General features: G+C 40.1%; 32 protein-coding genes and 1 other annotated feature. Of the genes, 9 read left to right on the forward strand and 23 right to left on the reverse strand.

The window, feature by feature from the left end; all coding sequences use genetic code 11:
• Nucleotides 1-4: 4 nt before the first annotated feature.
• Nucleotides 5-436, forward strand: a complete 432-nt coding sequence (locus C4B60_RS02710) for a GNAT family N-acetyltransferase (RefSeq protein ID WP_104056454.1) — start codon at nt 5-7, stop codon at nt 434-436.
• 37 nt (nt 437-473) lie between these two features.
• Here the strand turns inward: C4B60_RS02710 and C4B60_RS02715 are convergent, their stop codons facing one another.
• The 7 genes from C4B60_RS02715 to C4B60_RS02745 all read right to left on the reverse strand — a co-directional run bounded on the left by C4B60_RS02715 (nt 474) and on the right by C4B60_RS02745 (nt 3,625).
• Nucleotides 474-719: a hypothetical protein gene (locus C4B60_RS02715; protein ID WP_104056455.1), complete on the reverse strand. Its 246-nt coding sequence runs from the start codon at nt 717-719 to the stop codon at nt 474-476.
• An 85-nt stretch (nt 720-804) separates the two neighbouring features.
• Nucleotides 805-1,059, reverse strand: a complete 255-nt coding sequence (gene spoVIF / locus C4B60_RS02720; RefSeq protein WP_104056456.1) for a sporulation-specific transcription regulator SpoVIF — start codon at nt 1,057-1,059, stop codon at nt 805-807.
• A 115-nt stretch (nt 1,060-1,174) separates the two neighbouring features.
• Nucleotides 1,175-1,312: a YjcZ family sporulation protein gene (locus C4B60_RS02725; protein WP_104056457.1), complete on the reverse strand. Its 138-nt coding sequence runs from the start codon at nt 1,310-1,312 to the stop codon at nt 1,175-1,177.
• A gap of 86 nt (nt 1,313-1,398) precedes the next feature.
• Nucleotides 1,399-1,755: a stage V sporulation protein AE gene (gene spoVAE, locus C4B60_RS02730; protein WP_104056458.1), complete on the reverse strand. Its 357-nt coding sequence runs from the start codon at nt 1,753-1,755 to the stop codon at nt 1,399-1,401.
• 2 nt (nt 1,756-1,757) lie between these two features.
• On the reverse strand, nt 1,758-2,801 hold the full coding sequence (gene spoVAD, locus C4B60_RS02735; protein ID WP_104056459.1) for a stage V sporulation protein AD: 1,044 nt from the start codon (nt 2,799-2,801) through the stop codon (nt 1,758-1,760).
• The gene (spoVAC, locus tag C4B60_RS02740; RefSeq protein WP_104056460.1) at nt 2,801-3,268 is read right to left on the reverse strand and encodes a stage V sporulation protein AC; all 468 of its coding nucleotides are present in this window, start codon (nt 3,266-3,268) and stop codon (nt 2,801-2,803) included. Before spoVAC ends, spoVAD begins: the two co-directional genes overlap by 1 nt.
• A 12-nt stretch (nt 3,269-3,280) precedes the next feature.
• Nucleotides 3,281-3,625: a sporulation protein gene (locus C4B60_RS02745; RefSeq protein ID WP_135122089.1), complete on the reverse strand. Its 345-nt coding sequence runs from the start codon at nt 3,623-3,625 to the stop codon at nt 3,281-3,283.
• A 245-nt stretch (nt 3,626-3,870) separates the two neighbouring features.
• Here C4B60_RS02745 and C4B60_RS02750 point away from each other — a divergent pair, with 245 nt between their 5' ends.
• A complete protein-coding gene (locus C4B60_RS02750; RefSeq protein WP_104056462.1) occupies nt 3,871-4,389 on the forward strand; it encodes a CotY/CotZ family spore coat protein in 519 nt (172 codons plus the stop codon).
• Nucleotides 4,390-4,528: 139 nt separating this feature from the next.
• Here the strand turns inward: C4B60_RS02750 and C4B60_RS02755 are convergent, their stop codons facing one another.
• From C4B60_RS02755 to mgtE, 3 genes are all read right to left on the reverse strand, one after another.
• Entirely contained in the window at nt 4,529-5,080 is a 552-nt protein-coding gene (locus tag C4B60_RS02755; RefSeq protein WP_104056463.1) for a CotO family spore coat protein, read from the reverse strand.
• Between the two features lie 122 nt (nt 5,081-5,202).
• On the reverse strand, nt 5,203-5,976 hold the full coding sequence (gene fabI / locus C4B60_RS02760; RefSeq protein WP_104056464.1) for an enoyl-ACP reductase FabI: 774 nt from the start codon (nt 5,974-5,976) through the stop codon (nt 5,203-5,205).
• 282 nt (nt 5,977-6,258) lie between these two features.
• Nucleotides 6,259-7,602, reverse strand: a complete 1,344-nt coding sequence (gene mgtE, locus C4B60_RS02765) for a magnesium transporter (RefSeq protein ID WP_104056650.1) — start codon at nt 7,600-7,602, stop codon at nt 6,259-6,261.
• 161 nt (nt 7,603-7,763) lie between these two features.
• On the opposite strand from mgtE, the gene prpE reads away from it, so the two are divergent.
• Nucleotides 7,764-8,507, forward strand: a complete 744-nt coding sequence (gene prpE / locus C4B60_RS02770; protein WP_104056465.1) for a bis(5'-nucleosyl)-tetraphosphatase PrpE — start codon at nt 7,764-7,766, stop codon at nt 8,505-8,507.
• A gap of 71 nt (nt 8,508-8,578) precedes the next feature.
• On the opposite strand, the gene C4B60_RS02775 is transcribed toward prpE, so the two are convergent.
• The 4 genes from C4B60_RS02775 to C4B60_RS02790 are packed head-to-tail and all read right to left on the reverse strand — an operon-like array spanning nt 8,579 to nt 11,381.
• Entirely contained in the window at nt 8,579-9,463 is an 885-nt protein-coding gene (locus tag C4B60_RS02775; protein ID WP_104056466.1) for an RluA family pseudouridine synthase, read from the reverse strand.
• Nucleotides 9,464-9,468: 5 nt separating this feature from the next.
• Nucleotides 9,469-10,263 (reverse strand): NAD kinase, encoded by a 795-nt coding sequence (locus C4B60_RS02780; RefSeq protein WP_245153849.1) that lies wholly within the window; start codon nt 10,261-10,263, stop codon nt 9,469-9,471.
• A 13-nt stretch (nt 10,264-10,276) separates the two neighbouring features.
• Entirely contained in the window at nt 10,277-10,960 is a 684-nt protein-coding gene (gene yjbM / locus C4B60_RS02785; protein ID WP_104056468.1) for a GTP diphosphokinase, read from the reverse strand.
• A gap of 46 nt (nt 10,961-11,006) precedes the next feature.
• The gene (locus tag C4B60_RS02790) at nt 11,007-11,381 is read right to left on the reverse strand and encodes a UPF0738 family protein (protein ID WP_135122090.1); all 375 of its coding nucleotides are present in this window, start codon (nt 11,379-11,381) and stop codon (nt 11,007-11,009) included.
• Between the two features lie 132 nt (nt 11,382-11,513).
• Between C4B60_RS02790 and C4B60_RS02795 the strand changes: the two genes are divergently transcribed.
• The 5 genes from C4B60_RS02795 (at nt 11,514) to C4B60_RS02815 (ending at nt 14,653) form a co-directional block, all read left to right on the forward strand.
• On the forward strand, nt 11,514-12,101 hold the full coding sequence (locus C4B60_RS02795) for a CYTH domain-containing protein (RefSeq protein ID WP_104056470.1): 588 nt from the start codon (nt 11,514-11,516) through the stop codon (nt 12,099-12,101).
• Nucleotides 12,102-12,119: 18 nt separating this feature from the next.
• Nucleotides 12,120-12,782: a lytic transglycosylase domain-containing protein gene (locus C4B60_RS02800; protein ID WP_104056471.1), complete on the forward strand. Its 663-nt coding sequence runs from the start codon at nt 12,120-12,122 to the stop codon at nt 12,780-12,782.
• A 212-nt stretch (nt 12,783-12,994) separates the two neighbouring features.
• Entirely contained in the window at nt 12,995-13,396 is a 402-nt protein-coding gene (locus C4B60_RS02805; RefSeq protein WP_104056472.1) for a globin domain-containing protein, read from the forward strand.
• Nucleotides 13,393-14,244 carry a ClpXP adapter SpxH family protein gene (locus C4B60_RS02810; RefSeq protein ID WP_104056473.1) on the forward strand — a complete coding sequence of 284 codons (852 nt, stop codon included), beginning with the start codon at nt 13,393-13,395 and terminating at the stop codon, nt 14,242-14,244. Before C4B60_RS02805 ends, C4B60_RS02810 begins: the two co-directional genes overlap by 4 nt.
• Nucleotides 14,245-14,455: 211 nt before the next feature.
• Entirely contained in the window at nt 14,456-14,653 is a 198-nt protein-coding gene (locus tag C4B60_RS02815; RefSeq protein ID WP_104056474.1) for a hypothetical protein, read from the forward strand.
• 122 nt (nt 14,654-14,775) lie between these two features.
• On the opposite strand, the gene pepF is transcribed toward C4B60_RS02815, so the two are convergent.
• The 6 genes from pepF to C4B60_RS02845 all read right to left on the reverse strand — a co-directional run bounded on the left by pepF (nt 14,776) and on the right by C4B60_RS02845 (nt 21,518).
• A complete protein-coding gene (gene pepF / locus C4B60_RS02820) occupies nt 14,776-16,587 on the reverse strand; it encodes an oligoendopeptidase F (protein WP_104056475.1) in 1,812 nt (603 codons plus the stop codon).
• Between the two features lie 63 nt (nt 16,588-16,650).
• Nucleotides 16,651-17,886: a competence protein CoiA gene (locus C4B60_RS02825; RefSeq protein WP_167578556.1), complete on the reverse strand. Its 1,236-nt coding sequence runs from the start codon at nt 17,884-17,886 to the stop codon at nt 16,651-16,653.
• An 81-nt stretch (nt 17,887-17,967) separates the two neighbouring features.
• On the reverse strand, nt 17,968-18,621 hold the full coding sequence (mecA, locus tag C4B60_RS02830; RefSeq protein WP_104056477.1) for an adaptor protein MecA: 654 nt from the start codon (nt 18,619-18,621) through the stop codon (nt 17,968-17,970).
• Between the two features lie 293 nt (nt 18,622-18,914).
• A complete protein-coding gene (gene spxA, locus C4B60_RS02835) occupies nt 18,915-19,310 on the reverse strand; it encodes a transcriptional regulator SpxA (RefSeq protein ID WP_104056478.1) in 396 nt (131 codons plus the stop codon).
• 280 nt (nt 19,311-19,590) lie between these two features.
• A complete protein-coding gene (locus tag C4B60_RS02840; RefSeq protein ID WP_104056479.1) occupies nt 19,591-20,163 on the reverse strand; it encodes a GNAT family N-acetyltransferase in 573 nt (190 codons plus the stop codon).
• Between the two features lie 158 nt (nt 20,164-20,321).
• A complete protein-coding gene (locus C4B60_RS02845; RefSeq protein WP_425331147.1) occupies nt 20,322-21,518 on the reverse strand; it encodes a putative glycoside hydrolase in 1,197 nt (398 codons plus the stop codon).
• Between the two features lie 219 nt (nt 21,519-21,737).
• Nucleotides 21,738-21,985 (forward strand) — a binding site (T-box leader).
• A 63-nt stretch (nt 21,986-22,048) separates the two neighbouring features.
• Between C4B60_RS02845 and trpS the strand changes: the two genes are divergently transcribed.
• The gene (trpS, locus tag C4B60_RS02850; protein ID WP_104056480.1) at nt 22,049-23,041 is read left to right on the forward strand and encodes a tryptophan--tRNA ligase; all 993 of its coding nucleotides are present in this window, start codon (nt 22,049-22,051) and stop codon (nt 23,039-23,041) included.
• Between the two features lie 19 nt (nt 23,042-23,060).
• On the opposite strand, the gene C4B60_RS21235 is transcribed toward trpS, so the two are convergent.
• The 3 genes from C4B60_RS21235 to C4B60_RS02860 all read right to left on the reverse strand — a co-directional run bounded on the left by C4B60_RS21235 (nt 23,061) and on the right by C4B60_RS02860 (nt 25,376).
• The gene (locus C4B60_RS21235; RefSeq protein WP_135122091.1) at nt 23,061-23,276 is read right to left on the reverse strand and encodes a YuzI family membrane protein; all 216 of its coding nucleotides are present in this window, start codon (nt 23,274-23,276) and stop codon (nt 23,061-23,063) included.
• Nucleotides 23,277-23,370: 94 nt separating this feature from the next.
• Nucleotides 23,371-24,321, reverse strand: coding sequence for an ABC transporter ATP-binding protein (locus C4B60_RS02855; RefSeq protein WP_104056481.1), 951 nt, complete (start codon nt 24,319-24,321; stop codon nt 23,371-23,373).
• Nucleotides 24,321-25,376, reverse strand: coding sequence for an ABC transporter ATP-binding protein (locus C4B60_RS02860; protein WP_104056482.1), 1,056 nt, complete (start codon nt 25,374-25,376; stop codon nt 24,321-24,323). Before C4B60_RS02860 ends, C4B60_RS02855 begins: the two co-directional genes overlap by 1 nt.
• Nucleotides 25,377-25,380 lie beyond the last annotated feature (4 nt).

The raw sequence follows: 25,380 nt of genomic DNA on the forward strand, positions 1-25,380 counted from the left end.
CAATATGCAGGTAGTAGTTGCAAAAAGTCCTAAGCAAAAAGAAGATGCTTTTTCAGTGAGAAGGCTGGTATTTGTTGAAGAACAGAAGGTGCCGGTAGAGGAAGAACTAGATGCTTTTGACGAGGTGTGTGATCATTTTGTTTTATATGATCATCTAGAGCCCGTCGGCGCAGGGCGTTTTCGTTCACTGGAAGGAAATGGGAAGGTCGAACGAATTTGTGTGATTCCATCTTACCGAAAAAAAGGAGCAGGAGCTCAGCTTATGAAAGCAATTGAAGAACATGCTATTCAGAATGGCTATCCTGCCCTTAAGCTTAATGCTCAAACTCATGCACTGTCATTTTATGAAAGACTCGGCTATCATATTACCTCAGACGAATTTTTGGATGCCGGAATCCCTCATAAATCAATGGAGAAATATCTTAAAAAAACCTGACGAACATTCGTCAGGTTTTTTCATTATTGGACTTCATTCAGATTTTTTCATTCACGTAATAACCTTTGCCTGTTATGCTGGAAAGAACCTGTTCTGAGGACTTGCGCTGCCTCTGCTTGAATTCCTGAACAGTTTCATCTTCATTATGAAATCTCTTTAAGGAATCATGATATGGGGGAATTTTTTGAACTGGAGCAAGATAAAAAGGATTATATCCTGGCAGATGATCTCTTTGCGTGTACTGCTGATAATCCGCATGATTAACAGGTGCAATATATCCCATCTTTATCCTCTCCCCGTCTGATGTTTACATTTAAACTACCCCATATTATTAAGAGACAAACTGCTGTTAGCCTGGTTGATGAAATTTATTTTTTGTTCATCATGTCTGAAATTGTATTGAAGTCAATTGATTTTCCTTTAGCAGTAATGGTTTCTACAATCCGATCTTCAAGATCATTTGTAATAGGCTTATTGGCAACTGTCGACACCTGTTTAATCAATTTGCGAACAGTATCTGCATCCTTAAAGTCGGCATTTTGGAAAGCCTGGGCTAATGAAAATACATTTTCCATACTTACTCCAGTTTTTTGTTCAATTCGTTTAAAGAAAGCATCATTCATTTTGTACCCCTCCTCTATCATCTCTAGCAGTGTATGTTAAAAGTTCAGAATTGGTTCAGTTATTACCGGCTAAAAAACAAAAAGTGGAATCCGGTTAGGATTCCACTGCAATTTGTTAGCAGAAGCTTGCACCAACAATTATCAATAAGATGAAAAGGACTACAATCAAAACGAATGTAGAATAGCCCCCGTGTCCGTAGCCACCGTATCCACCACAACCACAGCTGCCATATCCGCCGCTATAACCATACATGGATTTCACCTCCCCCTTTCCTTCTTTCATATGATATGAGCCAAGAGAAGGGATGGAGTGGGCGGAAGCTTAAATAATTCTGTACATTATCCTTTAGGTTTAAAGATCAATGCACCGATAAAACCAAAGATAATGGCAGCAGAAATACCGGAGCTCGTTACCTCAAACATTCCGGTCAGCACTCCAATCACACCGTGTTTTTCTGCCTCCTGCATGGCTCCATGCAATAATGCATTACCAAATGAGGTGATCGGTATCGTCGCACCTGCGCCTGCAAAATCAATCAGCGGTTCGTACAATCCAAAAAGCTCAAGGACTGCTCCGCTTACAACCAGCGTGCTGAGCGTGTGAGCAGGTGTCAGCTTACCTACATCCATTAACAGCTGTCCAATAACACAAATGGAGCCGCCAACTACGAATGCCCAGAAAAAGAAAGGCCACATGGTTATTCCTCCCCTCTGAAAGATTGTGAATTAACAGCAGGACTGGAAAGCTCCACAGCATGCGCAATACAAGGAATTGATTCTCCCTGCTGGAATGTTAAAGGAGAAAGTAAAGCACCTGTTGCTACAGAAAGAATTTTTCTTACCGATCCTTTTTGCAGCTCATTTAAAAAATGGCTGTAAACAAGCATGGCTGAACAGGCGGGCCCGCTTGCCCCTGCCTGTACATCAGGCAGTTCCGGATAAAACATTTTTCCACAGTCAAGAAACTGTCCGGACTTAAATGCTATCCCTTTTTGTTTAAGCAGATCCTCTGTAATTGGATGACCGATTCTTGAAAGATCTCCTGTAATAATAAGGTCAAAGTCATCAATGGTTTGATTTGTTTGATTGAGGTGTCTCTCGATTACATCCGCAGCAGCTGGAGCCATCGCCGCTCCCATATTAAAAGGATCCTTAATTCCGTTATCGACCACTTTTCCAATAGTTGCTTTTTCAATTAAAGCAAGGGGTGCATTATGAGGTGAAGCTTTTTCGATTAATGCAACTCCCGCTCCTGTTACAGTCCACTGAGCAGTAGGCGGTTTTTGACCTCCATATTCAGTCGGGTAACGAAATTGCTTTTCAACTGCTGCGTTATGACTTGATGCGCCTGTCAGCACTTTTTGACAGTAACCTCCGTCTATCAGGGCTGCTGAAAGTGCTAACCCTTCCATTGATGTAGCGCAGGCACTGAATAATCCCAGGTAAGGAGCCGATAACGTCCTTGCAGCCATACTAGTGGGCGTGATTTGATTGATCAGATCTCCCATTAATAAGGCATCAATATCATTTGAAGAAAGGGTCTTTTTATCAAGAGTAACCTGAATCGCACTCTCGATCAGCTGCCGATTGGCTTTTTCGAAGCTTTCCTCCTCCATCCAAAGCGTGTCCTTAACTAAATCAAACTCACCGCTGTAAGGACTTTTTTGCTCAAATGGTCCGCCTACCACCCCTGAAGCAACGATCGCGGGTCTGTTTTTAAAGATCCATGATTTACCTTCCATTAGCCGATCACTCCAAAGTGGATTAGCAAAGTTTTGATAAGACCGAGAAAAAAGGCTGCCGCAACACCAAATACAATGACAGAGCCCGCGAGCTTAAACATATTGCCTCCAACACCTAAAACAAGACCCTCTGTTCTATGTTCAATCGCTGCACTGATTACCGCATTGCCAAACCCCGTCACAGGAACTGCACTTCCTGCACCGGCATATTGCCCTAACCGGTCATAAACACCAAATCCCGTTAAAAGCATAGCAAAAAAGATCATGACCGACACAGACGGATTACCTGCAGTCTGCTCTGTAAACGGAAAATAGGTTATAAAGAAAATGGTGACTGCCTGTCCGATCATGCAAATAACTCCTCCTACCCAGAAGGCTTTGAGGCAATTGATTAAAACGGGTCTTTTTTTATCGTGAGCATCAACGAGCTTCTGGTATGCTTGTTGTTTTTCAGTTTTTTTCTTCATTGGTACCCCCCCTTACGTCATCTCATTTTTGAGTTTGACGATTTTATCTAATTTTTTTTCCGCTTCTTCTTTTGTGACCTCATTATTTTTCCATTTTGTCATTAACTTATGGGATTCCAAAAAGATTTTATAATCACTTGATAGATCCACTGTTTTGTCCGGATACTTTTCTTGCAGCCATTTTTCGAGTTTTTTCTCAATCGATTTCATTTTAAATCTGTTCAGATGATGCACTTTATAGCTGACAAGAATTTGGTCCTCTGCCGCAATGACAATGGTGTCATATAATTCTTCCGTTTTTTCCACGTGGTCTTTTATGGTTGTTACCATATCCTGATGTCCATCATGAATAACCATGTCAGCAGTGCCTACCTCCTGAAATAACGCACATCCGCTCAATAACATAAGCAATAGTAAGGTTAAGCACCTTTGGAAACCTTTCATAAGTGATCCCTCATTTTCATTTAAATATCTTCATCTTTTATAGCTTGCGACAGATATTAATTTTTATGCTTAATTTGAAAAAACCCGGCAAATGACTATTCCGGCAGATGTAGTGCTGAATACTTTATATAGAATCCATGAAAAAGGAGGAGAAAATAATGAGCTGTTGTGGAAAAAGAGATGATGATGTTTTAGGGAGTTCTAGAGGATGCGTATGCGAGGTGGTACGCGCTATAAAAGACATTCAGGATAACGCTGTAGAAGAAGAGTGCCGCCCATGTCTAACTAGCTGCTTTCTTGAGCCGCTGGGGGATTTAACAGCCCCTTCACGCAGAAAACCTGCTGATACAAGGGTTTTTGTTTTAAAGACAAAAGACGGATCACCTTTCCATGCATTTTTTCGCGATGGAGATAGATATGATCACGATTGTGTTTCTATCTTCTTCCGTGTAGAAGAAATATTTGACAATTGCTGTGCAACCCTGCGTGTACTTGAACCAAAAGATAAAGACCACAAGGAAGTTGACCTGCTTAGTGATTGTGGAACGAAAATTAAATTAAGCAAAATTTGCAAAGTATTTAATTTCGAGTCTACTGATAGCTGTATTACAGTTGACCTTAACTGTTTCTGTGCTGTACAGTGCATCAAAGACGTCTTTCTTGGAATTTGCGACTAAGGATGAAGTGACCCCCTGGATCCATTTCTGATTTTAAATACGGTAGGGCTGTTTTAAAAGCATGTGCAGGCAATTAACTGCATCCTTAGGATCTTTCTCAAAATAAATACCGCTCTGCTGAATAAGCAGAGCGGCTTTTTTAGCTAATAAATATATTGACTAACTCATTCTTATTCCGCTCAACAATCTCCCCATTTGTTGAAGAAATGACAAGTTCATTATCTTCAACCTTCTTTAAAATCCCTCTGACATGTGTCTGATCCTGAAATACAAATTGGCTGTAAAAAGGAGCCTGATTACCGATAAAAGGGACTAGATATTCAAGTCGTTCATCGACATTCATATCTTTGAAGGCCTTAACGGGCTTAAAGCGCTCGGTTGGACTCAGCTTTACCTTACTTTCAGCAGATTCTTTTACTTCTTCACGTTTTTCATCAGGAGGGCTGTTCTTTCCAGCTGCTTTATCTATTATCATCTGCTTTGCCTCCTCTTCCAGATAGCCCAGAGGAGTCATACTGAAATTTCTTTTAGGTTTCTTTTTTTGGGCAGACTTTTTAGCTTCCTTTTCTCTTTCTTTTGTTTGGCTCGTTTGGTATACCTGCTGCATAGAAGGCTTTTCACAATGAAAGGCAGGCTGATCAATGTATAGTAAGGGGCTGTGATTTTTGTTTTTATCTTCATTTTTAGTCATAATAAATCCCCTTTCTCCTTATGGTTGATTAAGTATATGGTCATTCAGCTTAAAAATGATTACAAAAATAAAAAAGACTGATTAAAGGTCCTCTTGACCCTTAACCAGTCTTTTTTGCTGAATTACCCTACGATATGATAGCCGGAATCAACATGAATATTTTCTCCGGTAACCCCACGGGAATAATCGCTTAATAAAAATACGGCCGTATCTCCTACTTCTTCAGGAGTTGTGTTTTTACGCAGCGGTGCTTTTTCTTCGATTTCCTTCAGGATAGAATTAAAATCACCGATTCCTTTTGCAGACAATGTTCTAATTGGGCCTGCAGAAATGGAATTAACTCGTATTCCATCCTTGCCTAAATCTCCAGCCAAATAACGGACACTAGCTTCCAAGGAAGCCTTAGCCACACCCATAACATTGTAATTTTGAAGGATGCGCTCTCCTCCAAGATAAGTCAGTGTAAGAATACTTCCGCCTTCTGTCATCAGTTTTCTTGCTTCCTTTGAGACAGCTGTTAGAGAATATGAGCTGATGTTATGCGCAAGCAGAAAATTATCCCTGTTTGTATTCAGGTATTCTCCCTGCAGATCCTCTTTTTCTGCAAAAGCGATACAATGAGCCAGACCGTGAATGGTTCCTACTTCTTTTTGAATGGTTTCAAAGCACGTCTTGATGTCCTCATCATTTGTTACATCACATGGCAATACATGTTTATGACTCCCTTCAAGTGAATCAGCAAGCTCTCTTACTGACTTTTCAAAACGTTCCCCAGCATATGTAAAAATAATAGTTGCTCCGGCTTTGTCTAAAGAGCGGGCAATTCCCCAAGCAATACTGCGTTTATTTGCTACACCCATCACAACAAATGTTTTTCCCTCTAAAGAAAGTGACATATTCTGATCCTCCTGATTTATAACAAGTTATTAGTACCTGATACTAACTTATCACGTTTGACTAAAACAAGCAATCACAAAAAAGGGGGTGAGACAAATGTGTCTCATCCTCTTAAACCCGGTTCACTGCGCTTCAGGGGGACGCTTTCCGCGGGACGGGGCCCTTCGCTAACTTGCTAGCGCAAGTGAATCTCAAGCTCCCGCTTCATCCCGCAGGAGTCGCCCCCTTCCGCTACGTTCACCTCACGTTAATAAAATAATCTTTTGTCCCAGCCTGCCACTCTAAACTAAATAACTCATAAATGTGGTCGCAATGCCAAAATAAATAAGAATACTGAAAATATCGTTGATTGTAGTAATAAATGGACCGGAGGCAACAGCCGGGTCAATGTTAAACCGGTGCATGATTAATGGAACAAGAGAGCCGGCTATAGTAGCAACAATTAATGAGGCTAAAATTGAAACGCCAACGAGGAGCCCTAAAAATAGCGAGCTCTTCCAAACATACACAATTCCAATGACTATGATCCCGCATGTCGTTCCGGTGATCAGTCCCGTTCCTGCTTCTCTTAAAATGAGTCTCCATTTACTTTCATCCTCTATGTCCCCGGTTGCAATACTGCGGATGGCAACAGCGAGTGCCTGCGTTCCTGTATTACCTGCCATTCCGGCAATAAGAGGGATAAAAACAGCTAAAATTGCTACCTGTTCAAGTGTGGCTTCAAAACGGCCGATCAGATTGGCTGTCAGCATTCCAAGAAAAAGAAGCGCGATCAGCCAAGGCAGGCGTTTTTTTGCTGCACCAAAAGGAGTACGGTCTCTTGAGTCCATATCTGATATCCCGGCCAGCTTGGAGTAATCGTCAGACGCTTCTTCTTCCAAAACATCCATAATATCATCGACCGTAATGATTCCTAGCAGATGATCTTGAAAATCGACTACCGGCAGTGCTAAGAAGTCATAATCCTTCATTGTTCTGGCAACTTCCTCCTGGTCCTGCCCAACAGAAACAGAAACCACCCGATCAGACATAATTTCTTTAATTAATGAATCCTCATCAGCTGTAATAATGTCTCTTAAAGAAACAACACCTGATAATTTTTGCTCTTCATTAATAACAAAGGTATAGTAGATTGTTTCTGCACTCGGTGCTTTATTTCTTAGGATCGCCATCGCTGAACGGACTGTGGAATGCTCCGGAATGGAAACAAATTCTGTGGTCATAATCGAACCGGCAGTATACTCCTCATAATGAAGTAAATCTTTTATTTCCTGAGCCGATGTTTTATTCATTATCGTTAAATAACTGGCAACCTGATCTTTATTTAATTCATTCAATACATCGACAGCATCATCAGTATACATATTTGAGAGCATATCTGCTGCATACTGTGGATTCATTTGAGTTAAAATAGGTTCATATTCATCATCATCTGCATCGAGATTTTCAAAGATATCAGCCATTTCTTCAGGTGATAAAAATTCATAGATCCGTTCTCTTAATTCCGGATCAAGACGTAAGTAAAATTGGGCACGGTCGTATGGGTGCAGGTTAAAATACTCTTCCCTGAACAAATCCAGCTCATGATTTAAAAGAGTACGAACGAGCAGCTCCTCATCCAGCATGGTTTGTTCTTTATCATGATTTATTTCAGCCAACACGTCCACTCTCCTTTCATTTTTGCAATAACCATCATAATACTAGCAGATTCAACAAAACTTGTCGCTTATTATTCTTCATTGTACATGGTAAAATCTCAATAACTAACAAACCCGGGAGGACTTTTATGCAGATCGACATTATCGGCGACATCCACGGCTGCCGTAAGGAATGGGTGCAGCTTACAGAAGAACTTGGCTACAAATGGAAAAACGGATATCCTGTTCACCCCAAGGGCAGAAAACTGGGTTTTGTAGGGGATCTTACCGACAGAGGACCTGATTCCCTCGGAGTAATTGAAGATGTGTACCAGCTTTTTACACATGATGCTGCCTATTATGTTCCAGGTAATCACTGCAACAAGCTCTACCGCTACTTTAAAGGAAATAATGTAAAAATCACACACGGTCTTGAAACTACGGTGGCAGAGCTTGAACAGCTGGATCTCGAGAAAAAAGAGATAGTTAAAAATAAATTCATGGAACTGTATGAAGAATCTCCGTTGTATCACGTGCTTGATAATGAAAAATTAGTGATCGCCCATGCAGGCATAAGGCAGCAGGATATCGGTAAAATGAATAAGCGTATTCATTCCTTTGTATTGTACGGAGATACTACCGGTGAATTAAATGCAAAGGGTTTGCCTGTGCGCAGGGATTGGGCAATGGAATATGAGGGAAAAGCATGGGTGGTTTACGGTCATACCCCTGTTCACCACGCACGTTTTAAAAATAACAGCGTGAATATTGATACTGGAGCAGTGTTTGGCAACCGTCTTTCTGCATTACGGTACCCTGAGATGGAGATTTTTTCTATAGATTCAGCAATGCCTTACATTGAGGAAAAATTTAGGGATGATGATTATAACTAAGCTTAAAACCACATGGCTAAAAAGCCCTTCAAAAGCAGCCTGAAGCGCACCGTTTATAAGGGTGCGCTTTTTTACTCTCCTAAAAGGATTTGCTGCATATCCTCAGGCAGTGGGGCTTCAAATACCATCTCTTCTTTTGTTAAGGGATGAAATAATTTCAGCTTCCTTGAATGAAGGGCCTGTCTCTTAATTAAATGCCTTTCGCCTCCGTACAGATCATCACCAACTATAGGATGGCCGCTATATGCTAAATGAACGCGAATCTGATGTGTTCTCCCTGTTTCTAATTTTAATTCGACTTCACTTATCCCGTTTTTGCTATCGGTTGTTTTGTAGTTTGTAATGGCTGTTTTCCCGTCAGGTCTTACTTCTCTTTCGATAATACTTGAACTCTTTCTTCCGATCGGGGCAGATATAGTTCCCGCCTCAGGCCTTAGATCACCGTGAATCAATGCAGTATATTTTCTTTGTAAAAGGTTTTGCTGCTGCTGCAGGCTAATGAGATGGTGGGCATGTGCATGCTTTGCCACCAGAATAAGACCGGAAGTATCCCGGTCAAGCCTGGTTGCGATATGAATACCGCCGTAATGCCCCGATTTTTTGTACCTGCCGGCCAATGCATTTGCCAAGCTGCCAGATGGGTGCTCCCTTGACGGAATCGTATTCATATATGGTGGTTTATTTACGATAAGGATGGCTTCATCTTCATAGACGACAGCAAGGGGAATATCCTCATCGGCAAGAGTGCTGCTTATCATTTCTTTCGGAAAGATTACTTTTACAAGATCCCCTTTTTTTAATTCTCTTCTTACCGTTGATTCTTGCCCATTTACTTCAATTTTCCCACCATCAAATTTTATGCTCGTTAACGAGCGCTTTGAAATCTGATGATTCATCAAAAACTCTCTTAATAATACCGGTTCTTCTACAATCCATTGCAGTGTAAAGTGATTCATTACGACTATCCGTCAATAAATGAATCGTGTACTCTTTTCCAAAACGGAAAAGGCCTGTAGCGGGCAAAGCGGATTTTTTCATCAGCAACACGGTATTGAATGGATTTAACATCTTTATGCACAAGTGTTAAATGATCGATCGTAATGAGGAAATCTGTCCGGTTTACAGGTTTCAGCATACATGTATGGTGAGCAGGCATAATCAATGGAGAGCCAACTGTCCGGAAAACCCGGTTATTAATAGATGCCATTTCAGCAAGCTGGATTGAAGGCAAAGAAGGATGGATAATAGCTCCTCCAAGTGCTTTGTTATAGGCAGTACTGCCTGAAGGTGTTGACAGGCACAGTCCGTCTCCTCTGAAGATTTCAAAATGCTGACCTCTGATTTCCACATCCATTACGAGTGTACCGTCTACGCTTTTAACGGTTGACTCATTTAAAGCAAGGTATCTTGTTTCACGCCCCCCGCTTTTATAACGGATAATGGCCTCAATTAAAGGATATTCGATAATTTGATAGGGTGTTTTGGCAATTGCTATCACAAGCTTTTCTATTTCATCAGGCACCCAGTCTGCATAAAAACCAAGATGGCCGGTATGAACGCCGACAAAAGCAGTTTTAGACAACCGGGAGCTGTATCGGTGAAAAGCATACAGCAGGGTCCCGTCTCCACCAACCGAAATGACGATTTCAGGTTCTTCTTCATCATACTCAAGATTAAAGTCCTTTAAATAAGATCTCATCTTATGCATCAGTGCATTTGATTTTGCGTCACCCTTTGAAGTAATAGCAAATTTCACGCGGAGCTCCTCCTCATCCCTGACGGTCATTATAGTTTTTTCTGCGGCTCGACCGCTCTTTTCGCTTATCCTTTATCTGATCTTCCTTTTTTTCTTGAAAAAATGCCTGGGCTTCCTGAATTTCCTCCCTGATTTCTGACATTTCTTCATCAAGTCTGAAGGCAGCTTCAGCAGCCCGCTGAAGACGATCCTGTATTTGGGCAGGGAACTGGCCCTGATACTTGTAATTTAAAGAATGCTCAACTGTTGCCCAAAAATTCATGGCGAGTGTACGAATCTGAATTTCAGCCAGGATCCGCTTCTCCCCGTTTAATGTTTCCACAGGATATTCGATAATAACATGATAAGAACGGTATCCGCTTCGCTTTTTATAAGAGATATAATCCTTTTCCTCAATAATATCAAAGTCGTTGCGCTGTCTAAGTAATTTCACTACTTTTTCAATATCGTCTACAAATTGGCACATCATGCGCAACCCCGCAATATCCTGCATTTCTGCAGCCAGCTTCTCTAAAGGAACCGACTTTTCACTGGCCTTATCCAGAATGCTTGCAATCGGCTTTACTCTGCCGGTGACAAATTCAATGGGCGAGTGGGTGTGCTGCAGTTGAAACTGGTGTCTCATCCCTTTTAATTTCACTTTTAATTCATCCACTGCTTGTTTATAAGGCTCTAAAAAAGCTTCCCAATGATTCAATCTCTATCACCTCTGGCTTTATTGACATGCTATTCTTTGCAGGCTGTCAGGCTAGAAAAACGGCTTCAACCTTTTCAACCATCGCTTCCCCATAGTTGCTGTTTCCTTCTATATTAGAAACTAAATACCCTATTTCATCCTCCAATTGAAGCAAAGGCATTTTGTTATCCCCAATCACGACGAAGATTTGAATGCCTTTATCCATTGCAGCCCTAATTTCCGGCCAGATAAAATCGGGTAAATATAAGTATGTATAATCATTACCTTCTTCTGCAAGATAAACAAAAGAAAGTTCATCTGAATCAACAATCATCTGCCCGCTTGGAGTCAGCCTGCCAATTTCAGCTGTTTGTTCCCCTTTTAGTATAAGTGTATCTTCTATTACTTCTGTTTTGTTTAACCAAACTTTTTTTCTATTCAATGTGGTTTCTCCCTTCTGGCAATTCTCTCCCTTTATTCTATCATAAGCAGGCGTTTTCTTGCATATTGCCATTGCAGTCAAAGTGAAAACCCCTGATAATAGATAACATAAGCATTAAAGGAGCTGGTTGTCATCTCTCAGGAAATAGAAATTGAATTTAAAAACTTACTGACAAAGGAACAGTATTTCGAACTTTTCAAGGCCTTTAGATGTGACGATAAAGAGGTGATGACCCAGGAAAATCATTACTTTGACACGCCTTCTTTTCACCTTAAAGGCCTTCGTTCTGCTCTCCGGATCAGAGAGAAAAATGGCCGACATCAATTGACACTGAAACAGCCTGTAGAGGAAGGGATTCTTGAAACCCATCAGACCCTTGAGCAGGATACGGCAGAAAAAATGTTAAATGGCGGCACTCTTGTTCGCGGAGAGATTTATGACATCCTTACATCACTGAAGGTTCCCGCAGAAAAAATCGTTCATTTCGGAAGCTTATCAACAAATCGAATTGAATTTCCCTATCAGCAAGGACTTCTTGTGCTGGACCATAGCCGCTATTTATCAAAGGAGGATTATGAACTGGAATACGAAGCTGCAAGTTTTTCTGAAGGGCTTAAAGTCTTTAAAAAATTACTTTCGTCCTACAAAATAGACGAACAGAAAGCCGATAGTAAAATAGAGAGATTTTATACAGAAAAAATGTGTCAGCTTAACCAATAATAGAAAGGAGGCTTTGATATGAACGTGGATTCCCTGAAAAAGCTCATGGATGTTCAGGCAATGCAAACTTTGGGATCCCGCAGCAGCGAGATCTCTCAGGAACAGCAGCAGCTATTTACCGGTTTTATGCAGCAATCATTAAATATGCTATCAAACCCAAACCAGCTTGGTGCCGTTGCTCAATTGCTTGCAGAAAACGAATCTGCCATAGAATCGTTACAGATGCCAGAGGCTTTGACCGGATTTCCTCTTCATACTGCTGCAGCAAATGACAGCGTGAGCTCCCCCGAGACAAAAACCGGTTCCCCTACGATCGACAATCTTATATCAACAGCTTCTTCAAAATATGGGGTGCCTGAAAAGCTAATCCGCTCAGTCATTAAACATGAATCCAATTTTAATCCTGAAGCAGTTAGCCATGCAGGAGCATCCGGCCTGATGCAGCTTATGCCAGGCACGGCTAAATGGCTTGGCGTAAAAAACATTTTTGATCCTAAGGAAAATATTGAAGCAGGGACACGCTATTTGCGGGATATGATGAACCGCTATAACCAAAACCCAAATCTGGCGCTTGCTGCCTACAATGCCGGACCGGGAAATGTGGATAAATATAAAGGGATTCCTCCTTTTAAAGAAACGCAGCAATACGTAAAGAAAGTCATGAATAGCTATAATGCATAAGCCGGTTATTTCTCTCAAGAGAAAAACCGGCTTTTTTCATATCCAGCCCTTAAGGCGATATATTTGAGAAAACAGCATCCCGTTGCTACAATGAGTATACATAATATGAATTATAAAAGAAGTCCTGCTTCAATTTAATTTCAGTAAGTCTGAAGCAGAACTCTGCCAAAGCAAAAATGATTAAACAAAAAAGTACAAAGGAGATATTTTTTATGGTGGATCGAACTTTAACGCCTTATGAAGTGATCGGTGAAGAAAAACTATCAGAGCTCGTTCACGTTTTTTATCATCAGGTTGCAAATCATCCTGAATTAAAAAGTATATTCCCAGAAGACTTTACTGAAACCATTCGCAAGCAAAAACAATTTCTAACTCAGTATTTAGGCGGTCCTTCCCTCTATACAGAGGAACATGGACATCCGATGCTGCGTGCACGCCACCTCCCTCATGAAATTACACCAAAGCGTGCTGAGGCCTGGCTTAGCTGCATGGAAATTGCTATGCATCAGGTTGAACTGAATGAGGATATACGCGAGGGCTTATTTCACCGCCTTTCATTAACTGCTCACCATATGATTAATACTCCCGAAGAAGCAGAGGGTGATACGGATTGACGGCAAAACATGTACAAGACTCAAATTGGAATGAATGTGAAAAGAAGCCGCTGGAAATTTATTTATTTATCGACCCCGTATGTCCTGATTGCTGGACCATTGAGCCGATTATTAAAAAGCTTATAATGGAATACGGGGATTATATTAAGGTTAAGCATGTATTAAAAGGCAGCTTAGCCTCTCTTAACAAAAAAACAAAAAAAACATCCTCCATTGATCAGAATGGAAATATTGCTTGCAGCAGCTACTTTTTAATGGAAAACCCGATCGATACTCCTTTTTTAGCGTCTGTTGCCATTAAGGCTGCAGAGCTTCAGGGAAAACGCGCAGGGAACCGATTCCTTCGATCCATACAGGAAAGACTATTTATTAATGAACAGGATGTTTCAGAGCTTGATATTCTCCAAAAATGTGCAGATGAAGCCGGATTAGATCTTACAGAATTTTTTCATGACATTCATTCCGTATCCGCTTCAAAAGCATTTCAGTGTGACATGAAAATTGCAACTGAAATGGAGGTTGATAGCACACCTACTCTCGTTTTTTTTAATGAAAACATTGAAGATGAAGGGATCAAAATTGAGGGCGTATACCCTTATGAAGTATATGTACAGATCCTCGAAGAGATGGTGGCCAATCCTGAGAAACATCAACTGCCTACCATCGATGAGTTTATCGAGCATTATAAAATAGTGGCCGCACAGGAACTGGCTATTATTTATAACTTAACATTGCAGCAGGCAGAAAAAGAACTGAAAAAGAGAATGTTTCTCCAAAAGGTGGAACCAATATCTACAAAGAACGGTACTTTCTGGAGATATAGTAAAGAGCAGTCTGCCGCAGATTAAAGAAGATACAGAAAAGCCCTCATCATATGATGAGGGCTTTTCTTACGAACAAAGGGGATGGGAGAAATTTTTCACGGTCAAACAAAGGGGTATATGTTTGCTTGTGATCAACTTCACACGGTTAGTTTATCATGTATTTACAAGTCTGACAAGTATAATGCAGTTCTAACCTGTAATTGATCAGAATATAGGATTAAGGAGGAGGGATTTTATGCGAAATTGGATCGGAAGCATTTTGCTGATCTTGGTATTTGGGGCTTTTGTTTTACAGCTCTGTGCGTTACTGAATGCCTTCCCAATCCTTCTTTCTTCCATTATTTTATTTTTTGTTTTGTTTCTTTTCGTTGTATGGCTAACATCGAAAAGCCGGTTTAAAGGCTTTTCTACTTATTCAAAGAGAAAAAGTTAAAGAGGTTGAGACATATGGAATGTCTCAACCTCTTTCAACCGGTTCGCTGTGCTTCAGGTGGATGCCTTTGTCTCAAGCTTACCTTGTGATTCTTGATATAATGTTATATTTCTGCCTCTTTTTTAAGCTTTATCCAGCAATTCTTCAAATTCATTCAGTTTTTCTTCAAATACCTTGCAGGCTTCTTCAATCGGAGTGGATGTGGTCATATCTACTCCTGCTTTTTTCAGAACTTCAATTGGATAATCAGAGCTGCCCGCTTTTAAAAATTCGTTAACATATTGTGTTACTGCAGACTCGCCTTTTTCAAGGATTAGCTTGCTTAAAGCTGTCGCAGCACTGTAGCCTGTTGCATACTGATAGACATAATAATTGTAATAGAAGTGAGGAATCCTTGCCCACTCTATTCCAATTTCTTCATCCACAATAATTTCTTCCCCGAAATATTTCTTATTAAGATTATAATATTCTTCAGTCAGCATATCCGCTGTTAATGCCTCTCCGCTTTGTGCCTTCCTGTGAATAATATGCTCGAATTCTGCAAACATCGTCTGCCGGAAAACAGTCCCTCTAAATCCTTCAAGGAATTGGTTGAGTATATAAAGCCTCTTCCTCTCATCCTCAATAGTAGTAAGCAGATAATCATTTAACAGGGCTTCGTTACAAGTGGAGGCAACCTCTGCAACAAATATTGAATAGCCTCCATATTGATAAGGCTGGTTGTTGCGTGAATAATAACTGTGCACACTGTGACCAAATTCATGGGCAAGTGTAAACAGGTTGCTTACATTGTTTTGCCAGTTCATCAAAATATACGGATTCGTCCCGTAGGCCCCCGATGAATAAGCGCCGCTTCGTTTTCCTTTATTCTCTTCCACATCGACCCAGCGATTAGAAAGACCTTCATTGACCACGCGTAAGTAGTCATCTCCGAGCGGGGCAAGTCCTTTTACCATTAGATCCTTAGCTTCCTCGTAGGAAACCTTCATATTTACATCCTTCACAAGAGGCGTAAAAAGGTCATACATATGAAGCTCGTTCAGACCGAGAACTTTTTTACGAAGCTTTACATAGCGGTGAAGCAGATGAAGATTTTTGTTTACAGTGTTAACAAGATTTTCATATACTTCCTCCGGAATGCTATTGTTAGAAAGAGCCGCATGTCTAGCAGATTCGTAACTCCGCACTCTGGCTGAAAAGTTATCTTTTTTTACCTGGCCGCTTAACGTTGATGAAAAAGTGTTGCGGTATTTTTCATAGGTGCTGTATACCGCTTTAAAAGCATCCCTTCTTACTCGCTGGTCTTCGCTCTCGAGCAAACTGATATATCTTCCGTGTGTAATCTGAACACTTTTTCCATCCTCATCCTCTATCACAGGAAATTCAAGGTCCGCATTATTGAGCATGCTAAATGTGTTGCTTGAGGTATTCAGTACTTCAGAAGCCTCAGCAAGCAGCTCCTCCTGCTTGGCAGACAATACGTGTGGACGCTGAGCATTGATCTCCTCAAGCGAATGCTTATACAATCTCAGTTCAGGTTTTTCTTCAAGAAAATGTGCTATTTTTTCCTCTTCTATGGAAAGAATCTCAGGCAGCATGAATGAAAAGGCACTCTGGATTTGTGAGACTAAATTTTTAGCCCGGTCGTCAAGTCCCTGATAAAAGGAATTGGTCGTGTCCTGATCATATCGCATGTGTGAATATGTATACAACCTTCCTAAACGCTCCATAATTTCGTCCTGCAGCTTTAGTGCCCGATAGAAATGATCAGCGCTTTCAGCCAGTGTATCTTTGACTTCCTGAGCTTTTTTGGCTTCCTCCTGCAGTGCTTTATATTCCTCCGCCCAATCCTCATCGGATGCAAATATGTCTTCAAGTCTCCAGGTGTTTTCTTCAGGAACCTCTGTGCGTTCTTTCAGCTTTTCAGCAGCCATTCGTTAGCCCTCCTTGTTCTATTTCTTCCTTTATATTTTCTCTTTTTTTACCTATTCCTGCAACTATTGCCGCTCATTAAATTGATGAATAATTTCTTTCCCTTTTATTCGCCAAAATTCTTCCACTTCGTTCTCTTTATAAGGTGTAGATGGTTGTTTTACGAACGGGTTTTCCTGATTAAGCTTAAATTCTGATTGGCCATCAAGTATAGCAAGTTTTTTCAGCAGAAGAATATATTCCTCTACAGCCTTCAATACCCCCTCATTCGAAGTATCATGCATAAGTCTCCTGCTGATCTTATTCGTCTTAATAAGTCGGCTAATCAAATCTTTAAGCTGTTTTAAAGAAACGGCTCTATTTGTTCTATCATTCCTGATTAGCAAAAGGTACAAATACGCCTGCCACTCAAACACAGGCTCTTTAATTGCTAATGCATGACGTACGGGGAGTCCCACCCACAAGGGAAGTAAGTGGATAAACAATTGATTTTGATAAAATTCACTCAAAAGAAAATCCTTGTTTCCTTTTCCGTAAATAATACGGTTTTCCTGCCATTTTTTTCTTGCCTGAATAAATATTTTTAAATCTATACTAGATAGTGAAATAGAAGGTAAAGGAAAGTGTGGAAACGTTAAAGAAAAAACGCGGGTTTCAGAATGCATGGTTAAAAATGAGTTTTTGCTTATGGCAATGATCGGCTGCAGAAGGATTATGGACTCTTTTTCTGCATTGTAAAAGATTAGGAAGTATTGACCTAAAGAAGATGAGTAGCGAATGAATTGCTGATGGAATGAGGAAAGAGGAAGTTTGTGGCTAAAACGGCTTTTTCCATTTGGGAACTTAGATGCCGCGAGAATCCACAGGGGAATAATATTTCTTTTGTAATACCCTTCAGTTCTTTTTCGGTATTGACCATACGAAAGGGATGAACACTGGAATTCTACTGCAAATTCCTGACCGTTCAGAACTGTACTAAGATCTGAACGTTGGCCTAAATCGGGGTAAGGTTTTTCTACTGAGACATCCCAGCCCTGTGTTTTAAGCCACCTGTAAAGCTTGTACTTAGCAAGAAGATGTTCCTTTGTTTCAGGCTCACTGTAGGAATCACATAAAGATTTTGTTACGTGTGCAAAATGGGGGATTTTAATGCTTCCGACTTTTAATTGAAGCTTTTCATTGCATTGAGGGCAATAAAATGAAGTGTTTGCAAAGCGGGTACGAATTACATGTGGCGAGTGGGTTCCGTCTAAAAAAATCACTTTTCCTTTTTCAGTTTTGGCAACTAGAATAGTCAGCACCTCCTTGCTATTATTATACATGACACGAACGATCCCATAAACAAAAAACCCTCTAAGACATTTGTCCTAAAGGGTTCAGTTTTAAAGAAAGTATTTTCGAACGGTACCAAAAACATTTTCATTCATTATTAGTTTTCCATATTCCTCTAACCGATGGATTGTAACTTGAGTTTCTACACCGTATTCTAATAATATGCTTAAAATATTCTCAATATCATTTTCTTCAAAAAGGTCTTCTTCAAATTCAACAAACAAATAATATACATTTTCAAATGCATATAATTTTGTAATCAGCTGATCGTGTTCAAATCGTTTTGATAAAGAAATGAGATCTTCGAAATTTTTAAATTTCATTGTAAAATCCAAAATATCATCTTCTTCATTATCTTCCATATCAAAATGCTCTTCTAAATACTCTTCAATCTGATCACTTACTGATCCATCCCGTTGCTTATCTTCAGGAATTGGCAGTTCAAAGCGCTGACCGTCCTGCGTTACTTGAGCCTTGGTAACGAGAATTTCCAGCCCTTTCTCGAGTGCCTGAACTTGTATCCAAAGAGGCCCTTCAATCGCAAAATCTTCCTCTTGGTGCACTTCATCCATCATTTCCCAGAAGAGTTCTTCACTTTTATCGCGATTGTACCATATTTCTTCCCGGTCAAATCCTCTATCTTCAATATCCCCGTAAGAAATATAAAACTTAACTGTGTGATCATTAATGCGTTCTATTTCCATCATTTAACTCTCCCTTCCTATATGTTGGATGAAGGGAATCCCCCCTTAATCGTGACCTTAACCGCTACTGCTTGTAATGATAGGGTGATCTTTCTAATTTTATTGTATGATAAACAGATGGTAAAGGGAAATCATATTCTGTCCATTTATTTAAACTTGGTATAAGAACCTATTGTCCCTAGAGTGTAGACTATTCAGACAGTAAATTCAAGCAATCCGATTCTAGTTAAAAGCCGCAAAAAAGACTTATCCCTACTGCCTGAGCAAGGGACAAGTCTTTTAATTTTTTAACATTAATTAACCATTTTTTGCGCTTCAAGAAGCTGATACGTACGAACCTTACGAGGCAGAAAACGACGTATCTCATCTTCGTTGTATCCAACCTGAAGTCTTTTTTCATCCATGATGATTGGACGTCTTAAAAGACCAGGGTTTTCCTGAATTAGTTCAAATAAGTCTTGAAGAGGTAATGAATCTAGATCCACATCAAGCTTTTGAAAAATTTTAGATCTGGTTGAAATGATTTCATCGGTACCATCCTCAGTCATCCGAAGAACTTCTTTAATTTCTTCAATGCTGAGCGGTTCGGAAAAGATATTTCTTTCCGTATATGGAATTTCATGCTCTTCTAACCAAGCCTTAGCTTTTCTACATGATGTGCAGCTAGGTGACGTGAACAAAGTTACCATGAACCCTTCACACTCCCTTATATAATAAAAGATTGGAATTCAACATCTATTTTTAAAACAGCTTATTTAAAATTGTTTTAAAAAGATATTATAAAATCATTATACACAATTACATCTCAAATGAATAGGGGGTTAACGAAATTGTCATAAACATGTTTACAATCTTTACGGTTTGAAAGATCTTGTCCTACATTTACTATACCCTTATTCGTAAAAAATAAACCAAATTTCAAAAAAATCAGAGCGTTGCATTCTCATTTAGTTTCGTTTATTGAAAAACTCAAATTCCTTCGAGTACATCACGATCGTTTTTATTATTAATTTTCAAAACATTGTCAACCGGCTCATAGTTTTCTCCATAAAATTTACGGTCTTTATAAGTATGAATCATTTCATATGTTTTTTGCATCGCATTGAAGATAATCTCTTCACTTTCTCCTGCAGGAGCCCAATAGAGAATTTCCATCGCATTAATTTCCTTTGTGGCAAGTGAGCGGCGTCTGTAGCCGATAGAAGTAGCATGCTCAAATCCTTCTCTTTTATAAAAACGCAGCCTTTTTTCTGTGTCTGTGTCTTCATAGTCCACCGGCTCAACCTCTAAAATGATTGGCTTTTTCTTATCCTTAAGCTTTTGAATAAGCTTATGACCCAATCCTTCACCTCTTGCATTTTTTGAGACAAACAGATAATCAATAAAGGTAAAGGAATCCGTTTCTACATACATAAGGACATGCTTCGGTCCCTCATCCTTATGATAAATATCACTTCTTTCCTTTAATAAAGCTTCCATATGCTCCTTTGATTTCATTTCCTGGACAGGAAAATATTCATTCAGCTTTTCGTACCAATGCATGATCATTCTCCTTTTTAGTTAACGGATTTGGATGTAGATTAGTGTGGGGTTAAGGTTATTGAGGAATAGCTCTAATTCAACAACTATTGTATACCCCTTTTTTATAGGAGTTAAACCTAAAAAAGCGGCTTACATGAAGTAAGCCGCTTTAGGGAAAGTTAAGGCAAATAGTCTACGCCTTCACTATAGGTGTTTCCTGCATTCCACAATAAAAATTCGTTGATATCATTGTCATAAAGAGCTTGTATTTGAGCTTGTACCTCTGCAGCACCGTATACCATATAGTTGCCGGCACCGAGGTAAGAGGCTGTAAAGTCCTGCAGCCATGGTCTTGAAATTGGACGCTCATCCAATTCACTCAGCTTTTCATTTTCTACTTTAGAATATTCATTTACCAGATTGTAAGGCTCTAAGTCTGGTTTATCTATTCCAAAGTACGGCGTCCAATGACTCGGGTAAATCATTGAGGAGATCACGTCTACATGCTCTGAAATGCGGTTAAAGTTTTGGCCGATTCCAGGCGCTTCTTCCAACGTTGCAGCATAGCCGAAAATATCGACGGAAACATCGACATCATAAGGTTTTAATTGCTCTGAAGCATACTCCACAAAATCACTTACTGCATCCACCCGTCTGTTTACAACTTCTTCCCCGTTTTTATCATACTCTCCAAGATCATACTCAAGAGTTTCGTCACGGGTTTCAAATCCTTCAGGGAATCTGACGTAGTCAAATTGGATTTCTTTAAAGCCCATTTTTGCCGCTTCAATTGCAATGTCAACATTGTAATCCCAAACTTCCTTTAAGAAAGGACTTACAAATGATTCACCTCTGCCGTTTGCCCATACCTGTCCGTTTTCCTGAAAAGAAAGATCAGGACGCTTCTCGGCAAGAACAGTATCCTTAAAAACTACGATTCTTGCAATTGGATAGATCTGGTTTTCTTCTAACACTTTGAGCATTTCATTCGGGTCTTTGATATAGGGCTGACCTATATCTGTAAAAGGAGAATCTTCTTCAGGTTCATAAGTCAAATAGCCATGATCTTCCTTAATGTCAATTACCATCGCATTAAGATCAGTTGTATTCATTAAATTAACTAATGAGTCGAAACGCTCTCCTCCTGCCGAATGACCGGTTACATAAATGCCTCGCACTGCATCCGGATACTCAAACGTAAAACCCGAATCATACGTAAAGCGAGGCATTGAATCTGGAAAACCTTTGGCAGTATGAACTAATTCCCTGTGGTGATGCTGTAACTCTGTTGTGTCCCCTTCTTCTGCATGAGCCTGAGAATAAAAGGCCGGGACCATTAACAGGGCCACCCCTGCTGTTGCAACTAAATGTTTCAGTGTCACTATGTATCGCTCCCACTACGCTTATTCCGTACATTGGATGTACCTCTATATTCTAACAAGTTATGGAAGCAAATGAAATGATGATTATACGATTTCTCAAAAAATGTTTGAGAAAGGAAACAAATCGCAAAAAAAAAAATAAAGTATGTTTATGAAGGAAATAAAAAAACTTGCTTTATATAGAAAATATCCGATATAATTATCGATAATTAAGGATCGGCAATGAAGAAGAGTAGTATCTTCGCGGCGTGTTTCAGAGAGCCTGTGATTGGTGAAAACAGGTACACAAAGCATAGAGAATGGACTTCTGAGCTCCTGGGTGAAATAGAAGTAACTACAGGCGTATCTCTGCGTTAAAGGGAGGTTTAGTCTACTAAACCGATGAGAGGTCGTTAAAATGCTCACAAGCCATTTGCGACAATAAAGGGTGGCACCGCGGAAACGTACCATTCGTCCCTTGTAACAGGGACGAATGGTTTTTTTGTGGGAAAAAATATAACTCAGAATTTAACAGGAGGATTATAATGAAGACAATTTTTTCTGGAATACAGCCAAGCGGCACGATAACACTAGGAAATTACATCGGTGCCATGCTGCAGTTTGTCGAACTTCAAGACGAGTACAATTGCTACTTTTGTGTTGTGGACCAACACGCGATAACCGTCCCGCAGGAAAAATCGGCTCTTCGTTTAAATACGAAAAGCCTGGCTGCTATGTATATTGCGGTTGGGATTGAACCGTCACGTTCGACTCTTTTTATTCAATCTGAAGTACCCGCACATGCTCAGGCTGCCTGGATGCTGCAATGTGTCTCGTATATCGGCGAGCTCGAGCGGATGACTCAATTCAAGGATAAATCATCAGGTAAAGAAGGCGTTTCAGCGGGACTTCTAACGTACCCTCCTTTAATGGCTGCTGATATTCTGCTTTATAAAACAGACCTTGTTCCTGTTGGAGAAGATCAGAAGCAGCATCTGGAGCTGACGCGTGACCTTGCTGAACGGTTTAACAAAAAATATAATGATATTTTTACGGTTCCAGAGGTCCGGATTCCAAAAACCGGTGCAAGAATCATGTCCCTTCAGGATCCTTTAAAAAAGATGAGCAAGTCAGATCCTAATCAAAAAGCCTTTATTTCCATGCTTGATGAGCCTAAACAAATTATGAAGAAAATTAAAAGCGCAGTAACAGATTCTGAAGGGATCGTCCGCTATGATAAAGAAAATAAACCAGGGGTTTCAAATCTCCTTACGATCTATTCCATCCTATCCGGAAAATCGATTGAAGAAATTGAAGAAAGCTATATAGGAAAAGGCTACGGCGACTTTAAAAACGACTTGGCTGAAGTTGTAGTCAATCGAATCGAGCCTATTCAAAAACGCTATTTTGAATTAATGAATTCAGATGAACTCGACGAAATACTGGATAGCGGCGCGGAAAAAGCAAATTTTGCTGCAAACAAAATGCTGAAGAAAATGGAAAACGCCATGGGACTTGGCAGAAAAAGAAAACGCTAAAAAACAGGCTGGCTGATTTTCAGCCTGCCTGATTTTTTCTGGTCGCAGAAAGCTGGATTAAAAGTGCGCCTAAAGGGATACCATAGGTTTCTGTATGTTGAGAGATAAAGATAAAATATTCTTTAACCGTAAAGCCTGATGGAATCAAATTTAAAAATATTGCGCTATGTATACTGCCAATACTGAGCATACTAAATCCTATTATATAGAGAAGAAAACGAACGATTGGTATCACCCCCCCATTATGAGGTATTTAATTTAACATATGTTCTAAAAAGCGAAACTTGCCCATAACAAAAGGAAGGCCATTACGGCCTTCCTTTTGTAAGCTAGCTATTTGTCGAAGCTTGAGATGCCGTTGCATTCATTTCCTTAAATTCCTTTTCAGAACAAAGAACAAAGTGGCCAGGATTTACTTCCCGCATCTCCACGTTTTCATTTTCTTCATAATCATGGTCATCGGGATTATAAGGGATTCTTCTGCGTTTTCTTTCATGCTCCGGGTCCGGAAGCGGGATGGATGAAAGAAGAGACTTTGTATATGGGTGAAGAGGGTTTTTATAAAGCTCCTCACTCGTCGTTAGCTCTACCAAACGTCCAAAATACATAACGCCAATCCGGTCGCTGATGTATTTAACCATTGAAAGATCATGGGCGATAAATAAATATGTGAGTCCTTTTTCGCGTTGAAGCTTTTTAAGCAAATTAACGACCTGTGCCTGAATTGAAACATCAAGAGCAGAGATTGGCTCATCGGCAATAATGAACTCCGGCTTAACAGCTAGTGCACGGGCAATCCCAATACGTTGACGCTGCCCCCCGGAAAATTCATGAGGGTAGCGTCCAGCATGATCCCGGTTTAACCCGACAGTTTCTAGAAGGTCGTGTACCATCTTTGTACGTTCTTCTTTCGATTTCGCAAGACCATGTAAATCAATACCCTCAGCAATAATATCAATAATTTTTTTCCGTGGGTTTAAGGATGCGTACGGATCCTGAAAAATCATTTGCATGGAACGGTTAAATTCCAGGGTTTTTTCTTTATTTTTAGCGTTATGAACATTTTCCCCTTTAAAGAGAACCTCTCCATCTGTTGCATTATAAAGTCGGATAATGGTGCGTCCTGTCGTGGATTTACCACAGCCTGACTCACCCACAAGTCCGAGGGTTTCCCCTTTAAATATATCAAAGCTTATATCGTTAACAGCGCGTACTTCATTTTTTTTACCTCTGTTAAAATGCAGCTTCAGATTTTTAATCTCAAGAAGTTTTTCGCTCATCAGTACACTCCGCCTTTCGATTGAGCGTTATTGAACTTTTCCTGGTTCTTTTTAACAGCTTCAGGAGGTTCAACATAAGGTGCATCAGGATGCAGCAGCCATGTTGCTGCATAGTGCGTCTCAGACACCTTAAACATTGGCGGTTCTTCCTCGAAATCAATCGCCATTGCAAAGCGGTTTCTCGCTGCAAAAGCGTCACCCTTCGGAGGATTTAAAAGATCAGGAGGAGAACCTGGAATAACAAACAGTTCATCAACATCAGTCTCAAGACTCGGCATTGAGCTGATTAACCCCCATGTATATGGATGCTTAGGATTATAAAAAATCTCATCCACTGTTCCTACTTCAACAATTCTGCCTCCATACATGACAGCCACCCGGTCTGCCACACTCGCTACAACTCCAAGATCATGCGTGATAAAAATGATAGAAGTATCAATCTTTTTCTGAAGATCCTTCATCAAATCAAGAATCTGGGCCTGAATCGTCACATCGAGTGCTGTAGTTGGCTCATCAGCAATCAGCACCTTCGGATTACAGGCAAGTGCAACAGCAATTACGATACGCTGCCGCTGTCCGCCTGAAAACTGATGGGGATATTGATTTATTCTAACCTCAGGGTTCGGAATTCCTACCAGTTTTAAAAGCTCTAATGCTCTTGCTTTAGCCTGTGCTTTGGATAAGTTTTGATGCTTTAACAGAGGCTCTGCAATTTGCTTTCCAATTTTCATTGTTGGATTCAACGACGTCATAGGATCCTGAAAGATCATTGATATATCTTTCCCTCTAATCTTCTCCATCTGCTTATCTGTCTGCTTTGTTAAGTCTTTTCCATCAAACAGGATTTGGCTTTCCGGCTTCATCTCTGAGTTGGATTTAGGCAGCAGACGCATAATGGATTTAGTGGTAACGGATTTACCTGATCCGGATTCACCTACAATCGCAAGAGTTTCCCCTTTATAAAGCTCAAAGTTTACTCCCCGGATTGCTTTTACTTCACCGGCATAGGTATTAAATGAAATAGCTAAATCCTTTACTGTTAAAATACTTTCCATCGTA

This window comes from Jeotgalibacillus proteolyticus, assembly GCF_002926065.1.
Lineage (GTDB): Bacteria > Bacillota > Bacilli > Bacillales > Jeotgalibacillaceae > Jeotgalibacillus > Jeotgalibacillus proteolyticus.

Bases quoted from the DNA above. Each gene is read 5' to 3' on its own strand.
- C4B60_RS02755 (WP_104056463.1), bottom strand. From the start codon at position 5,080: ATGACTAAAAATGAAGATAAAAACAAAAATCACAGCCCCTTACTATAC.
- C4B60_RS02775 (WP_104056466.1), bottom strand. From the start codon at position 9,463: ATGAATCACTTTACACTGCAATGGATTGTAGAAGAACCGGTATTATTA.
- trpS (WP_104056480.1), top strand. From the start codon at position 22,049: ATGAAGACAATTTTTTCTGGAATACAGCCAAGCGGCACGATAACACTA.
- C4B60_RS02815 (WP_104056474.1), top strand. From the start codon at position 14,456: ATGCGAAATTGGATCGGAAGCATTTTGCTGATCTTGGTATTTGGGGCT.
- spoVAD (WP_104056459.1), bottom strand. From the start codon at position 2,801: ATGGAAGGTAAATCATGGATCTTTAAAAACAGACCCGCGATCGTTGCT.
- fabI (WP_104056464.1), bottom strand. From the start codon at position 5,976: ATGTCACTTTCTTTAGAGGGAAAAACATTTGTTGTGATGGGTGTAGCA.
- mecA (WP_104056477.1), bottom strand. From the start codon at position 18,621: ATGGAAATAGAACGCATTAATGATCACACAGTTAAGTTTTATATTTCT.
- prpE (WP_104056465.1), top strand. From the start codon at position 7,764: ATGCAGATCGACATTATCGGCGACATCCACGGCTGCCGTAAGGAATGG.
- spxA (WP_104056478.1), bottom strand. From the start codon at position 19,310: ATGGTAACTTTGTTCACGTCACCTAGCTGCACATCATGTAGAAAAGCT.
- C4B60_RS02725 (WP_104056457.1), bottom strand. From the start codon at position 1,312: ATGTATGGTTATAGCGGCGGATATGGCAGCTGTGGTTGTGGTGGATAC.
- spoVAE (WP_104056458.1), bottom strand. From the start codon at position 1,755: ATGTGGCCTTTCTTTTTCTGGGCATTCGTAGTTGGCGGCTCCATTTGT.
- pepF (WP_104056475.1), bottom strand. From the start codon at position 16,587: ATGGCTGCTGAAAAGCTGAAAGAACGCACAGAGGTTCCTGAAGAAAAC.
- C4B60_RS02805 (WP_104056472.1), top strand. From the start codon at position 12,995: ATGGTGGATCGAACTTTAACGCCTTATGAAGTGATCGGTGAAGAAAAA.
- C4B60_RS02745 (WP_135122089.1), bottom strand. From the start codon at position 3,625: ATGGTTATTCATGATGGACATCAGGATATGGTAACAACCATAAAAGAC.
- C4B60_RS02800 (WP_104056471.1), top strand. From the start codon at position 12,120: ATGAACGTGGATTCCCTGAAAAAGCTCATGGATGTTCAGGCAATGCAA.
- mgtE (WP_104056650.1), bottom strand. From the start codon at position 7,602: ATGCTGGATGAGGAGCTGCTCGTTCGTACTCTTTTAAATCATGAGCTG.
- spoVAC (WP_104056460.1), bottom strand. From the start codon at position 3,268: ATGAAGAAAAAAACTGAAAAACAACAAGCATACCAGAAGCTCGTTGAT.
- C4B60_RS02840 (WP_104056479.1), bottom strand. From the start codon at position 20,163: ATGCATTGGTACGAAAAGCTGAATGAATATTTTCCTGTCCAGGAAATG.
- C4B60_RS02710 (WP_104056454.1), top strand. From the start codon at position 5: ATGCAGGTAGTAGTTGCAAAAAGTCCTAAGCAAAAAGAAGATGCTTTT.
- C4B60_RS02855 (WP_104056481.1), bottom strand. From the start codon at position 24,321: ATGAGCGAAAAACTTCTTGAGATTAAAAATCTGAAGCTGCATTTTAAC.
- C4B60_RS02860 (WP_104056482.1), bottom strand. From the start codon at position 25,376: ATGGAAAGTATTTTAACAGTAAAGGATTTAGCTATTTCATTTAATACC.
- C4B60_RS02750 (WP_104056462.1), top strand. From the start codon at position 3,871: ATGAGCTGTTGTGGAAAAAGAGATGATGATGTTTTAGGGAGTTCTAGA.
- spoVIF (WP_104056456.1), bottom strand. From the start codon at position 1,059: ATGAATGATGCTTTCTTTAAACGAATTGAACAAAAAACTGGAGTAAGT.
- C4B60_RS02715 (WP_104056455.1), bottom strand. From the start codon at position 719: ATGGGATATATTGCACCTGTTAATCATGCGGATTATCAGCAGTACACG.